At 64.9% G+C, this 13,579-nt stretch carries 9 protein-coding genes and 1 pseudogene; 2 read left to right on the top strand and 8 right to left on the bottom strand.

The window, feature by feature from the left end; translation table 11 throughout:
• Positions 1 to 2 precede the first annotated feature (2 nt).
• From IG75_RS0131360 to IG75_RS0131325, 7 genes are all read right to left on the bottom strand, one after another.
• On the bottom strand, positions 3 to 1,382 hold the full coding sequence (locus IG75_RS0131360) for a hypothetical protein (protein WP_156059292.1): 1,380 nt from the start codon (positions 1,380 to 1,382) through the stop codon (positions 3 to 5).
• 126 nt (positions 1,383 to 1,508) lie between these two features.
• The gene (locus IG75_RS0131355; RefSeq protein WP_030524959.1) at positions 1,509 to 1,805 is read right to left on the bottom strand and encodes a WXG100 family type VII secretion target; all 297 of its coding nucleotides are present in this window, start codon (positions 1,803 to 1,805) and stop codon (positions 1,509 to 1,511) included.
• A complete protein-coding gene (locus tag IG75_RS0131350) occupies positions 1,802 to 2,134 on the bottom strand; it encodes a WXG100 family type VII secretion target (protein ID WP_051715262.1) in 333 nt (110 codons plus the stop codon). Before IG75_RS0131350 ends, IG75_RS0131355 begins: the two co-directional genes overlap by 4 nt.
• A 343-nt stretch (positions 2,135 to 2,477) precedes the next feature.
• Positions 2,478 to 3,035 carry a PIN domain-containing protein gene (locus IG75_RS0131340; RefSeq protein ID WP_030524957.1) on the bottom strand — a complete coding sequence of 186 codons (558 nt, stop codon included), beginning with the start codon at positions 3,033 to 3,035 and terminating at the stop codon, positions 2,478 to 2,480.
• A 1-nt stretch (position 3,036) separates the two neighbouring features.
• Positions 3,037 to 3,495 carry an excisionase family DNA-binding protein gene (locus IG75_RS0131335; RefSeq protein ID WP_030524956.1) on the bottom strand — a complete coding sequence of 153 codons (459 nt, stop codon included), beginning with the start codon at positions 3,493 to 3,495 and terminating at the stop codon, positions 3,037 to 3,039.
• Positions 3,496 to 3,740: 245 nt separating this feature from the next.
• The gene (locus tag IG75_RS0131330) at positions 3,741 to 4,379 is read right to left on the bottom strand and encodes a hypothetical protein (protein ID WP_030524955.1); all 639 of its coding nucleotides are present in this window, start codon (positions 4,377 to 4,379) and stop codon (positions 3,741 to 3,743) included.
• Positions 4,380 to 4,483: 104 nt separating this feature from the next.
• Entirely contained in the window at positions 4,484 to 5,548 is a 1,065-nt protein-coding gene (locus IG75_RS0131325; RefSeq protein WP_030524954.1) for a hypothetical protein, read from the bottom strand.
• 320 nt (positions 5,549 to 5,868) lie between these two features.
• On the opposite strand from IG75_RS0131325, the pseudogene IG75_RS40970 reads away from it, so the two are divergent.
• Positions 5,869 to 6,354, top strand: a pseudogene (locus IG75_RS40970) (DUF3048 N-terminal domain-containing protein); the annotation flags it as partial.
• Between the two features lie 93 nt (positions 6,355 to 6,447).
• The gene (locus IG75_RS40480; protein WP_245713375.1) at positions 6,448 to 6,825 is read left to right on the top strand and encodes a DUF3048 C-terminal domain-containing protein; all 378 of its coding nucleotides are present in this window, start codon (positions 6,448 to 6,450) and stop codon (positions 6,823 to 6,825) included.
• Between the two features lie 98 nt (positions 6,826 to 6,923).
• Here IG75_RS40480 and IG75_RS0131315 read toward each other — a convergent pair whose 3' ends face one another.
• Positions 6,924 to 13,547, bottom strand: a complete 6,624-nt coding sequence (locus tag IG75_RS0131315; RefSeq protein WP_051715253.1) for a DUF3320 domain-containing protein — start codon at positions 13,545 to 13,547, stop codon at positions 6,924 to 6,926.
• Between the last annotated feature and the right edge of the window lie 32 nt (positions 13,548 to 13,579).

Genomic DNA, 13,579 nt, shown 5'->3' with positions numbered 1-13,579 from the left:
TTCTACCAGAGCACCTTTCCTTGCCATTCGGGATGGCTCTCCACAAGTTGTCTCAGATGAGCTATCCGAGCCTCTGTCATGCCGCTTTGGTCGATCATCACACCCTCTCCGTCGGCAAGCGAGTCCTCGATCATTTCCACGAACTGATCGTCGGTTTGTGGATTGGGTATGGGCTTACCCGCGACATCGGCCGGCCGATAATCCGGGATCACATCCGGCGAGCTCTTGACATCCCAGTGAATGCCCGACTCTGTATCGACGAATTCGCCGGTGTCCTCGCCGTTGGGACCTGGTTGTGCTCGCTCGAGCGGTCCGACTCTACCCGCGTTCTCATTGGTCAAGCCGACCTCTGCCTCCCGCCTCGACTGTGGGCTGACCTTCCCGTTCTTGGCTGGATCCTGCGCAAGTTCCTCTACACGCTTCGCGTATTCGGGTGTACCGGGGGTGTTGCCCGGATTCGAGGGACCGGTCGCATCGTCATCGGTGGCTATGTGGACAGCCATGGCGGCGATGGCGGCGAGGGCGTTGTTGATGCCGTTGGTGGTGAGATCGGGGATGGCGGTGAAAGCGCCGGAGGCGGTGCCGCCGGCGAGGACGGTACCGAAGATGGCGAGTAGGCGGCTGATCGACACGGCATTCTTGATGATGCCGGCGGTGGTGGTGACGATTTCGACGGTGACCGCGGCACCACCGCCGGCTGCGGCGGGGGCGGCGAGTCCGGCGCTGAGGGCGGCGGCGACCGCGACGATGCCGACGGTGATTACTACCGCGGCGGCGAGCTCTTTGGTGGCAGTGGCGACTGCGGCCTCGATGTCGTCGCGCATCTCCTGGAGTGCGTCACGATGGTCGCCGACGGGGGTGACCAGTGCTCTGGAAGCCTGGGCCAGCATTTCGGCGGTCTGGGTCAGGGTGGTGAGTTTGGCTTCGATCTCGGCGATGTTGGGGTCGGTGCTGCCGGTGAACGCGGCGTTGATGCCTTTGATCCGGTCGGCGGCTCCAGTGATGGTGGTGTGTTCGGCGAATGCTTTCCAGGCATCTGCGGCTTTGCCGAGTCTGGTGACATCGCCGTTGGGAATTCGGCCGACCTCTTTCAAAAGTCCGGCGACCGCGCCTTCGTCCAGGCCGGGGCCGTTGTCGCCTTTGGCGTTGGCCGGTAGTTCCATGCCGGAGTCGTAAAGGGGCTCGGAGGCGGTGGGGCGTTCGGGTTCGGGGCCGCTGGCTGTGGCGCGGTTGGCGTGCCACCAGTTGTAGCCGTTGGCGGCCAGGACATCACCGAAGCGTTGCAGGGCGTTGGCCAGGGTCGCGGCGAGGGTGACGATATCGGTGGCGTGTTTGTTGTAGGCGGTGCTCCAGGCTTCGGAGTCCTTGTGGTCGCCGGCCATCCCTTCGCATTCGTGCAGCAGTGTGCTGTGCAAGGGGCCCAATGCCAGACAGATGTCTCCGGCCAGTAGTCGGCATTTGTTCGCGGCGGCGTAGTACATGCCGGAGTCGATGACCCAGGTCATGGGTTATGCACCGTCCAGCATCTTCCTGTTGACCTCGGCTGCGGTGGTGTATCGGGTGTGCGCGGTGCGGGCGGCATCGCTGATATCGGCCAGGCCGGTGGCGAATTCGCGGGCGCCGGTGGACCACAGCCGGTGGGCGTCGCGGTAGGCGTTGGCGGCGACGGTCTCCCAGGCGCCATCGAGGGTGGCGACTTTGTCGTCGATGAGGTCGAGTTGTTCGGTGAGGTAACCGGCCAGGCCGGCCAGGCGGGCGACGAGGTTGTCGAGTCGTTCGACATCGACGGTGAATTCGGTGCTCATAGATTCAGGCTCGGGAACTGCTGGGAGTTGGCTTCGTCGGTGGCCTGGTAGCTGCCGGCCTGGACACCGAGCTCGGCGGCCATGCCGTCGAGTGCCTGCAGGATCTTGATGCCGCCGTCACGCAATTCGGCCCAGCCGCCGGCGAATTCGCCGGCGGCGTCGCCGCGCCAACCGTCGGTGAGGAGGGCGTCGACATCCGTGCTCGCCGAATCGAGACCGGAGCTTAGGTTCCGGGCGATGTCCGCGACGAATTGTCCAACAGCCCGAACCTCCTCCGGTACAACAGTAATGCTGCCCGTAGGGTTGGGATTCCCCCCTGAATCGACCATGGTTGCGAGGCTATCAGCGGCAAGTCCGGCCCGGCTACCGCTCACGCCCCGACGGATCGGGCACGTTGGAGACCAGGGTGGTGGCGTGATCCTGCGACCGAGCCGAGTCGCAACCCGGCGCTGGTGGTGGAGGGAACGGATAAGCCTCGTAGGACGCAGTTGCGGACCCACACGATCCGGGACGGCCTCCTCGAGGAGTGGGCGGGCAAGTGGCAGGATCTGGTGGTGCCGCTCCGCCTCGAACTCGATTTCAAGATCGGGGCGCCTGGCTCGATCGCGAACGCAACCAGTTCATCTGGCTGATGCACTACGTGGGCGATGATGGCCGAGGCCAGTGCCGGTTTCAGCGGCCCGAGCGAAGGGCGGCTACGGCTTCTACGATCCCTGCTCGTTCGAGTGCGTCGAGCACATCCTCGGCCGTTTCGGGAGGGTTGCGCCGGGAATCCGCGATCTGCTGGACACACGCCCATACTCGCCGGTCGTCGATGCTGATCTGTTCGAGGAGGAAATCATCGGGGCTCTTGGCTTCGAGCTGCCAAGGTTCGAGGCTTTCCGCCGGAAAGTCGGCCAGATTCCACGTGACGATCATCGTGGCGTGGCATTTGATTGCGGCGGCCAGAACGTGCCGATCATCCGGATCCGGTAGTTTCAACCCTTCGATCAGCGGCTCGTATCCCGTGACGAGGCTGTCCGGCACCGCGGCATTCATCAATGTCCGTAGGCGGTCGAGCTTCGCTCGTTCGATATCCGGGCGGCGCGCAGCCAGGTTCTCGAGTGCTTCGTCCAGGATTCGATCGGACCACTTCGCCTGCACCAATCGGGATCGGGCCACTCGGATCAGCATGTCCCGCAAAGTGTTGCCGTACAGCACATTCGCGTCGTATACGACCACACAGGCCATCTCAGATACCCAATTCCTGTCCCAGTTCGGAGAGCTCGTCGGCGGCGGCGCGACCGGACTCCTCGAGCCGGCGTTGATAGGCGCGGAGATCGTCGAATCTGACGCGTCGGTGCGTTCCCACCAGGCGGAAGGGGATCTCCCCGGCTTCCAGGAGGCCCACCAGATACGGTCGCGACACGTTGAGCATGTCAGCGGCCTGTTGCGTGGTCAGTTCCGCGTCCGAGGGCACTATGGTCACTCCGCGGCCGCTTGCTGCTTCCGCCAGTACGAACGCCAGCAGATCGACGACGGCTCGTGGCACGATCAGGGCGTCATCGCTGCCGACTTCCCGGCCGACGGAGATCTCTTCCTCGTCGGGGTGCTGGGCGAGGTAGTCCCGGATGCGGCGCATCGCTCGCGCCGCGAGTTGGGCATCGACCGCGCCGGGTTCGATCCGTTTGGCCGTGTGGACTCCTGTCATGGGTCACCTCCGGTCCTAGTATACCGATAACCGAAATAAACGAAACGATTCAGCGCTGCGCTGGCCGGCAGAACAGTTTCGTCCCTGCGCTGACCAGGGTGGATAAGACTGTGTAGCGGTGGGCGGATAGTCGATCGGGGTCCTGCGCGCGTGCTGGATGGACGCCGGCCTCACGGTTCGGGCTCGAGCCGGTCGGAGATCTGGCGGAGGCGATCGCGCACGAACATTTCGGCGGCGAGCGTGGTTCATTCAGTCAGGGCCCGCGCGTCGAGTCCGCCGTAGATATGGGCCTCTCGCCGGTGCGGCGCGGCCAGTCCGACAGCTTCGCCGCGGTAGATGGCGATGAGTGAGTCTTTGCCCCGCCACCATGTGTCGGTGAGCCCCTGTGTTTCGGGTACCGGTTCGAATCCGTCGAGGTCCACCTGTTCGACGGCGTCGCCCTTGATCTTCGTGATGGTTTGGGCCCAATAGGCGGCGTGGTAGGCCAGTGCAAGCGCTTCCACCCATCCCTGTGTGCCGGCGTGCAGCAGGGTCCAACGGTCGGCGTCTATTCCGAATTCACCGCCGGGCCCGATCGTGAATCCGTAGGCCATGGATACGCGACCTTCTCCGGCCCCGAAGCACCACCCGTCGGCGTCCCGACTTGCGGGGACGTCGGCTTCCAGAAAGAGCGGGCAGCCCTCGTACGCGGGAGCCGGGGGCAGGGCGAGGCCGCCCCAGGACTCTTGGAAGGCCACGGCCCGGTCGATCTCCGCAGCCGGTATCCCGTGCTCCAGCCATACTTCGCGGTACGGGCGGATGTCGTGGTACGGGACACGGATCCCGTGGGTTTCGACGAAGTTCCGCGCCCGGCGGCTCAGGTCAACCGGAGTGTAAGGGATCAACCGCCTGTCCTCACGAGCAGAAGGTGCAGGCGGAACCGCGCGAACAGGGGACCTCGAGATCACCGACCACGACGCCGAGCGTAGAGCGCGGCTCCTTCGGGCGCCTACGGATTCTCTTGCAGCGTGAGGCCGTAGTAGTCGACGTCGTAATCGCCGACGCGCTGGGCGTGGTCAGTCAGGCTGAGGTCTTTCGGCGAGCCGACGCCCAGGTCACGCAGGGTGTCGACCATCATTTTCGCCAGTGCACGGCCGTCCACTTCACCCACGCCGAAATCCCCGGAGTGGTAGGGCGACTCGAGCCAGTGGTCCAGCGCCGCGGGGCGGGTGGTGTGCGGGATCCAACCGAACGAGCGCGGATCGGTGATGGACTCGCCGAGTTCTTCGGTGTCGTAGACGATCTCCAGTCGTTCCTCGCAGACCAGGTGGAACACGATCGGACCGCGGGTGCCGGGTACCAGAGCATGGAATCCCAGGTCCAGGTTGATATCCAGGGCGTGGGTTTCGGCCGGGAGGGTATGGAGGAAGTCGCCGAGGCTGCGGGTGAAGAGATCCCAGTCGTCGGTGCGCCAGCGGCCCGGAAAACTCAGGCCTGCGTTGGCGGGGTCGCGACGGCTGCCGAAGAAGCCGCCGAGGGCATTGAGCTCGCCGTGCCCCTGCCGCCAGAACCAGTTCTCGACCGGGCCCGTCGGCTGGAGCAGCAATTCGGGGCCGTGCTCGCCGGCGTGCAGTTCCAGCGTGTTCTCCCGCTCCCGCCAGCGCAGGAACGGACTGCCCCACACAGGCGCGGAATCGTAGAACGGTCCGGGGTCGCCGTACACGCCCATGATAGGGGCGGGGCCGAACTCCTCGGTCAGGGATTCAGCGGCTGCCCGGAAGGCCTGTGCTATCCCCATAGCGTCGCTCGCGGGCGCGGCAACCGGCACGTACAGCCCCACGTATTCCTCGCCATGATGCGCATAGTCCTTCTCGAAGCGGCGCGTAGGGCGCAGCCGGGGCGCTCCGCCGGCCGCCTCCGGCTCGGGTCCTCGGAGCAGCAGCGGTCCGGCATCGGTATCCTGCCACTGCCAGCCCAGGGCGTCGATCACCGTCCGCAGCGCCGGTTCGCGCCAACCGCCCGTATCCGCCGCCTTCAGCGCTCGCGCCAGCTCGACCAGATAAGCCCCCGTCATCGCGAACTCCTTCGTTCCGTGCCCCATTCGTGCCACCGCACAATGCCATACGGCAGCGACAGGAACTATTCGTCGCAGTGGGCGCAAGAACTGGAGGCGAGGTCGGGTGGTGCGTATCGGTGGTCGCGCCGAACGCGGTCACCACCCGACGACGCCCTTCGCGTGGGCACGGGCCTTTGCGCACAGGCTCGGTTCGACGTGTTTCTTGCCGGGCTGCTTCCAGGGGTGTCCGCCGGAGGCATGAGCCTCGTCCAGCGGCCGGCTCGACCACTCCTGCCCTGGTCACGGCGTAGAATCGGGTGCGTCAAAGGGTTGACTCCATGCAACAGCGATGGTGGGTGTGGATTGCCGCGTTCCTGACGACACTGGGAATGTGCGCTGTGTTCGCGTGCAGTAGCGGCACCCGGCCCGAGCGTGCCCCTCCCGGCCCGGACACATCCTCCGGGGTAGGGGCGCCCGTGCTGGTCGCGAAGATAGACAACAGTCCGCAGGCACGACCCCCGGTAGGGCTCGGAGCCGCCGATCTGGTCTACGTCGAGCCGGTCGAGGGTGGTCTGAGCCGGTTGGCCGCTGTGTTCTCGACCGACATACCCCCGGTGATCGGGCCTGTCCGAAGCGCGCGGGAAACGGATCTGACGCTGTTGGACCAGTTCGGCAATCCGGCGTTGGCGTCCTCTGGTGCCGCACCTGAGCTGGTTGCCGCCGTGGATCGCTCGTCGCTGCAGAACGCCTCGGCCGATCGGCTACCTGGGGCGTACTACCGTGACTACAGTCGCGACGCTCCGCACAATATGTTCGTTCGCTCGGATCAATTGCCCGCAGGCGGTGGCTGGCCGGCGGCGTCGCAACCGCACTTCGGCCCTGTGCCTGCCGGTGGCCGGCCCACGCAGCATCAGGAAGTGCGGTATCCGGACACGGTGATCGGTTTCGACTGGTCACCCGACCAGCATCGGTGGTTGGTGTCCATGGACGGTGCCGCCTACACTGCTGCCGATGCCGGACAGCTCATGGCGAGTACGGTCGTGCTGCAGAGTGTGCAGGTGCGCGACTCGGCCATCAGCGATGTGGCGGGCAGCGTCTCACCCCTGGCCCAGACAACCGGTAGCGGCCGGGCACTGGTACTCCGCGACGGTCGAGCATTCCCGGCCGAGTGGTCCCGGCCCTCCCCGCAGGCAGGCACCACCTATACAACCCCCACCGGTACGGCCATCCCCTTCGCGCCGGGGCAGGTCTGGACAGTTCTGGTTCCAGCGCAGCTCTGGTCACCGGGGGCATGAGCACCGCGAGCGCCACCTGTCTGCCGCCAGGGCACCGACCTCGGTGCTCGACGCTGCCACGGAACCGCTGCCGGCCACAGCCTCGCCCGAAAAACCGCTCACGTATGGAGCCGTAGTCCTCCTGAGTTCGATTTCTCGACCTCACCAGTTCCGATGAGGTGATCGAGATCGCCCTGCAGACGCTGCGCGATTTCGGGTCCGAGGCGGGACCAGCCGAAGAACGTTCCCGTAGCCTTCCGGGTCTCATCCCAGGTGATTCCCGGATTGTCCGCGATTGTCCGACAGATGACGAGCCGACGTTCGACCGGCGGGACATCCTTCACGCCGCGGTTGACCTGGGGAGTCGGTTGTCGTGGTTCCAGCAGTTCATGACCGGACCAGGAGTAGGTCGCTTCACTCTTGATAACTTTGCGTCTGCGCACGAGATCCGCCAGGGCGGCGTTGATAGTGGCCTGAATCCTGGATTTGGTTCGTTCGAACCCGAGGCCGGCGCGAATCCGGGAAACAAGACGAGTCTCCTCGATCGGGCTCTCTCTTTCGATGATGTGCGCGCCGATGACAACAGCTGCCTTGACGGCCTCCGGACTCGAAATATCGAGGCCGTCCCAGCCAGTATCACGGAGCACCGTCGCGCGCAGACTGTCGAGTTCGCGGCCTGATACCTCGACATAGGGTTGTCCAAAAGGAGCCGCCTCCTGCACGGGTACCACAGTCACCTCGGTGGGCACTCGTTTACGTGCCGGCGGCGCGGTCGCGGCCGGTGTCTGCGGCACCGGTACGGGATCGTTCTCGCATGCCTGCTGCACCGCTTCTCGCAGGCGGGCGATCGCGTCCTTCCGGTTGCGATACCAGTCGGTGCCCCAGATTCGATGCAGAGTCCAACCGAGATTCTCGAGAACTTCCTGACGCAGCCGATCCCGATCCCGTGCCACTCGAGAGGAGTGATACATGGCGCCGTCGCATTCGATTCCGATCGCGTACATCCCGGGCAAGTTCGGATGTCGGACGGCCATGTCGATGCGGTAGCCCGCGACACCGACCTGGGGTTGGACCCGGTAGCCCCAACCGCGAAGCACATTCAGGACGTCTTCCTCGAAGGGACTCTCGGGCAGCGCCTCCGGGTCGGCATCCTCGATCGTCAGAGTTCGGGGACCGAACTCGGCATAGTGCAGGAAACGTTTGAGCGCTTGAACACTGCGGTTCGCGCTATCGGGGAGTTGCCCACCGCGGAACGATGCGACTACTTCCATTCGCCGGCGAGCACGGGTGATGGCGACGTTCAGACGTCGCCAGCCGCCCTCCTTGTTGACGGGTCCGAATTGTGAACGCAGTTTGCCTGTGTCGTCGGGGCCGTATCCGATCGACAGGATGATCACGTCGCGCTCGTCACCCTGGACGGATTCGAGGTTCTTGACGAAGAAACCGTCGAGCCGGTCGTCGTCGTTGACGAGGTCACGCAACTCCGGCCGGTCTGCGATAGCGCGCTCGACTGCAGTGGAGATCGCATCCGCCTGATTCTTGGACAACGCCACCACGCCGAGCGATTGGAGCGGGCGAGTCTCGAAGTGGTGAACGACCCGTGCCGCGATATGTTTCGCTTCGATCGGGTTGTCCCGCCGCCCGCCTCGATCGTAGACACCGTCGACCGGGAAGAACTCGACGCCCACATCGTTGCCGTGTTCCAGTGCGCCGGGGAATGTGACCATTCCGGAGTCATAGAATTCGTGGTTACTGAAGGCGATGAGGTTCTCGTGCCGACTGCGGTAATGCCACCGCAGGGGTAGGTCCCGGAAGCCTCCGCTGGCCTTGCACTCGTCGAGGATCGACTCGAAGACGTCGGTGCCTTCCTCGGTCCACTCGTCGTCGGAGCCCTCCGCGATCGAGAAGAACGAGGTGGGCGGCAGCTGCTTCTGATCACCGGCGACGATGAGGGCATCCCCGCGGTAAATGGAGTTCACCGCGTCCTGTGGTAGCACCTGTGACGCCTCATCGAAGATGACCACATCGAATCGGAAGTCGGTCGGCAGGAACTGGCTGACGGTCAACGGGCTCATCATGAAGCACGGCTTGATCCGCTGCACGACCTCAGCGGCTTCGTCGAGAAGCCTGCGCACGGGCATATGCCGTGTCTTCTTCTCTGCCTCGTTTCTGATGATCGCTGCCTGCCCGCCCGCGGTACCTCGCGGCCGGCGACTGTTGCACGACTCGATGACCATCGACTGGGCAACAGTTGCCAGTTGGACGTCCGCGTCTTGGAATCGCTGGACCAAGCGGTCCCGGTCCAGCGCGAAGTGCGGTTCGAGCCTTTGGTCAGTGGAGAAATGGTGCTCGATCCATGCGGAAAGCAGCGCACGTTCGATGGATTCGCGGAACAGGCCGGCCGGTGCACCTTCTCGGCCGAGCCTCGCCGGAAGCTCCGCGAGGTCGTGCTTTGCCAGCAGGCGCAGGGTGTCTCGGTGTCCGTTCCACAGATGCGGCCCATTCTGGTCGGCGTCGAGGCGGGCCAATTCGCCGCCCGCAGCCTGGAAGGACTTGTCGAAAGCCGTTGCCAGTTGTTGTGCCCGCTCCCCGTCGAAGCATGACTGCAGTTCGCCGGCAGCGGTGTGCCAACGACGGAACCGCTCGGCCACTTCGGGGTCCGCCGGAATCGTGAGCAGTTCGAGGGCGGCCTCTTCGGTCAGCGGACGGCGGTTGGTTCGGCGAGCCTTTCGTGCCCAGTCCATCGCGGACACGACCTTGTCGCGGTCGGTCTCACCCCCAGCATAGAGATCGCCGAGGAGGACGCGATCTTCTGTTTCGTTCTTCTCGAACCGTTGACGTGCGGCCCGTGCGCCGACAACGGATTCCACAGCAGCACGCGCTTCTCGGAGGGTTGGCTCCGCTTCGCGTCCATCGACGCGGACAACGTCCTGGATATAGTCAGCGGCGTCGCGTAAGCAAGGTACGTGAGTGCGATGCCACCGAGCAGCTTCCTCGAATGTGCACTCGCGCAATTCCGCGGATACCGAGCGCAATTCAGGCTGTCCGAGATGATGGTTCCACGTTTTGAGCACACTCTGGATCCGTCCCGCGCGCCGTAGCAGGTCCGCTGGTGATCGCTGACCATCGGCGAGTGCGGCAACGAGCAGTTCACGGCTCTCCGGGGCAGTGAGAGCTTCGTCGGCCAGCCGCTCGATTCGGCGGGTGGCATGAAGGGCCTGCGTGAGTGCTGCGGTATCGAGTTCCGTTCCGTAGCGACCCAGGAGACGCAGGTCGGCGGATTCGTCGCGTGCCCGCGCTCTTGCCGACGCCACAGCCTTACGTAGCAGTTTCGCGCAGTCGGCATCCGCGGTGTGGTCGGCGGGTCCTTGACCTACGGTGCCGATATCTGTCTCGAGACCGTCGTACCACGCGCGCAGAACGCGTCGATCTGCCTCGGTCGCGGCCTCGAATTCGCTGCTCAGCTGCTGTGCCTGCAGTGCGTGTGCCAATGCGTTACGTGTGTCCTCCAGTACGGGAGGAGTGCGGGGGTCGTGCTTGGCACCGCCGATCCGCGTGACGGTCTCCATCACGTGCGCGGCTCGGCGGAGCGGCTGCTCGTGCGCACGAAGCCACTCGGCAGCTGTGACGAGAGATTGCTGGGCCAGTGACGCGGCGAATGGGCTGAGAACGTGCCATACGAGGTCGTGCCGCCAGCCACGCAGTGCGGTGTCCAGCGCTGCGGTGTGCTCGAGCGCCTTCTCTGTCGGTGAGTTCCCGTCGCAAAGCTGGCCGGCGATCAGGGATTGCTGATTCGGGTCCGCCAAGGCGGTCGCCGCGACCTGGTGAATCTCCTCGGCATGCCGGATCGCTTCCGCCAGTGCTTGCAGATCTGGTTGTTCACCTGCGACATACCTGCCGAGTAGTGCCGAGTGGGACTCGAGCGAATCGCGGAAGGCAGCGTGCGCCCGGTGCCAGGCGAGTGCCGCGGGCAACTTGTCCTTGAGGTCCTTCTGCCAGGACCCACCGTTGCTGAGCGTTCCGGCCAGCTTGCGGTCTTCGCGGGCTTGTTTGGACAGTGCGGCGAAGAACCCCGTCGATGACTCGATGCGGCCGACAAGGTCGGGAAAATCGGCGGCATGGACGACCTCGGGCACGAACCATTCCCGAGCAGCGCGTTCTGCTTCGCGCAGTTTCTGCTCCGCTGCGACGATCGCTTGCTCGGCAGCACGAACCTGTTCGAGCGTTCCCGGAACGAGCCAGCCCGCCAATGCGCGATTGGTCGATGTACTCGATTGCACCAGCCGAACGATGGCCTCGGCTGCCGCAGTGCTGTCCGGAACGCTGATCTGGAGTAGTTTGGCCAGGCTACGACCGTGGCGGTGCGCGGCGTCGAGCCGATGCGCGGCAACCTCGAAGCGGTCGGCGATCGTCACAATCTCCTCGTGCTCGAGGTTCTCGAGCGACAGGCCCGCAGGGCTCAGTTCTCCGAGGTCCTGCTCGTTGACCGGTCGGTCGGCGAGCAGCGACGCAGGCAGGTTCGACCAGCCGGGCCCGGCGGTGCGGGCAGCGAGCTCGCGGGCTTTCACTACGTGATCACGGCGGGCCGTGAAATCGACGATCGCCTCGGCGAGAGCGTGAACCGCGGCACCTTCGGCCGATCGGCTGCCCTCGGGCACCAGCCACTCGGCGAGCGGACGGTTCGGCGAGGCGGCGAAGCCGGCCAGCTCGCAGAGGCTCGAAGCGTGATCGAATCGGGCAATGGCCGGCATTCCCAGGGTCTCGGCAACCACTGTCAAGTCGGTGTATGCCGAATCGAGTTCGTCCGCGATACGCTCGAACGCCGAGGCAAGTTTGTTCGCGTGCCGGGCTGTCAGTGGTTGCAGGTCGACGGCCACCGGCTGCAGTTTCGCGAGTTCTCGTTCTGCGGAGCTCGGATGGGGTTGCAGTCGTTCGGGCATTTCCTGCCAGCGTTCGCCGACGGTGTCGACTGCTGCGTCGACCTTCTGCTGGAGTCCGCGCAGGCGGTGGAGGAACCCGTCGACCGGTGTCGTGACCTCCGAACCGAACTGCTTCTCCGGCATTGTCAACCACGACGGGGGAATGGCGTGGCGGGCAGGCACCAGCGCGAGCAGGGCGATCAGACGTTCCATGCTGCTCGGTTCGAAGGGCCCGTTTCCGCAGTTCAGGCGGCTGTAGCGCGCGGCGTCCGACTGCGTTTCGCGAAGTGCTGCCACTGCCTTACGCAGTGCGTTCAGCCCATCGATAGGCTGCGCCTGCAGCTCACTCCAGGCGAAATCGGCCGCGGTGACAGTGTCCCAGTGCGCGGCAACGGTGGACATCAAGTCCAAGATGTCCTCGAGGGTGTCGGCGGCCAGGGTGTGGATGTTGAACGTGGCCGGAAGCAAGTGGCGGCCGTCGTGAGCGTGACCGAGAAGGCCGGTCCGACCGATCGCGTCGTGCAGTGAGAGGCCGAGGGGTTTACGAATATCGTTCATCGCCGAGGCATAGGCACCGAGTTGTTCTCGTGCCTGCTGTGCGTTTCGGATGTCCGACTCCGACAGCGGTGGCGCGACCGGTTCCTCGGTCAGCACCCGTCCCAGTTCGTGTACGACGGCCTTTCGGGTCGTGTTGTGACTGTGGAGGGCGAGCACGAACGATCCCAGACCCACAGAATTCAGCCTGTTCAGCACCACATCCAGTGCCGCGGCCTTTTCACTGACGAACAGCACGGTGTTACCCGAATACAGCAAGGCCGCGATGATATTGGTGATCGTCTGGCTCTTACCGGTCCCCGGCGGTCCATCCAGGACGAACGAGCGACCCTCCATCGCCGCGATCACGGCCTGTCGTTGGGACCCGTCGGCGTCGAGAACCAGCGGCGCCTCTTCCGGTGGTTGCGCCACATCGATCAGTTCCTGCGGAACCATCTCGAAGTCGAAACGGTCGGAGACCAGCGCGGACCCCGGTGTGGAGCCGATTGTCCGGATCAGCTCGCTCGCCGCGACATTGTCGACGTTATCGCGCAGATCCTGATACATGGCCTCCTTGTGGGAGGTGAACAACCCGAGCACGACCTGCTCCGAGTCGATCTTCCAGCCAGGTTTCTGCGCCACCGCCCGGCGCGCCGCCTCGAAGATCGATTCCACAGTCTCCGGCGCCGGCTCGATCGAACGAACCGCACTCCAATTCAGTTCCAGCTGCTCCAGCTTCACATGAAGAGCCGGATTGTGCTTGGCCTCTTCGTCGTCACGGAACTCGAGCCGCCGACGTCCATCCTCGGTTTTGACGATCCGCACCGGGAACAGGAGTAGGGGAGCGCGGGAGTCGACAGTCGCGCCTTCGTCACGCCATACGACCATCCCGACGCCGAGTTGGAGCACCCACAGGCCGTAGTCGTTGAATATCTGCGTCGTCTTGGTCTGCAAGCTGCGCAGCGCGCGGTCGAGCTGCTGCTGGGTGTTCTTCTGGGTGAGGATGCCGTGCCCGGCATCCGCCGGACGAGGTCGAGGTTCGGACTCGTCATCGTCCGGGTCGTCGGCCAGAGACGCGAACGGCCACCCGCGGCCGAGCCCGGCGAGCAAGGTTTGGGTCGGCGGCTCCTGGATCCGCAGGGTCGTCGTGGTCTCCCGGAAGTGCAGGAGCCGGTTTCGCCCGCCCAGGTCGATCAGCGATCGGCTCCATGCCTCTATCTTGTTCCGCAGCGGGTCCGAATCCCGCGCCCCCACACCGGTCGAAGCTGTCACCTGCGCCTGCCACTTCATTTTTAGAATGATCTGAAGGTCTTATCGTGCCG

This window comes from Nocardia rhamnosiphila NBRC 108938 (assembly GCF_000720425.1).
Lineage (GTDB): Bacteria > Actinomycetota > Actinomycetes > Mycobacteriales > Mycobacteriaceae > Nocardia > Nocardia rhamnosiphila.
Note: the sequence above shows the minus strand (reverse complement) of the source record. Positions and strands in the feature narration are given on the sequence as shown.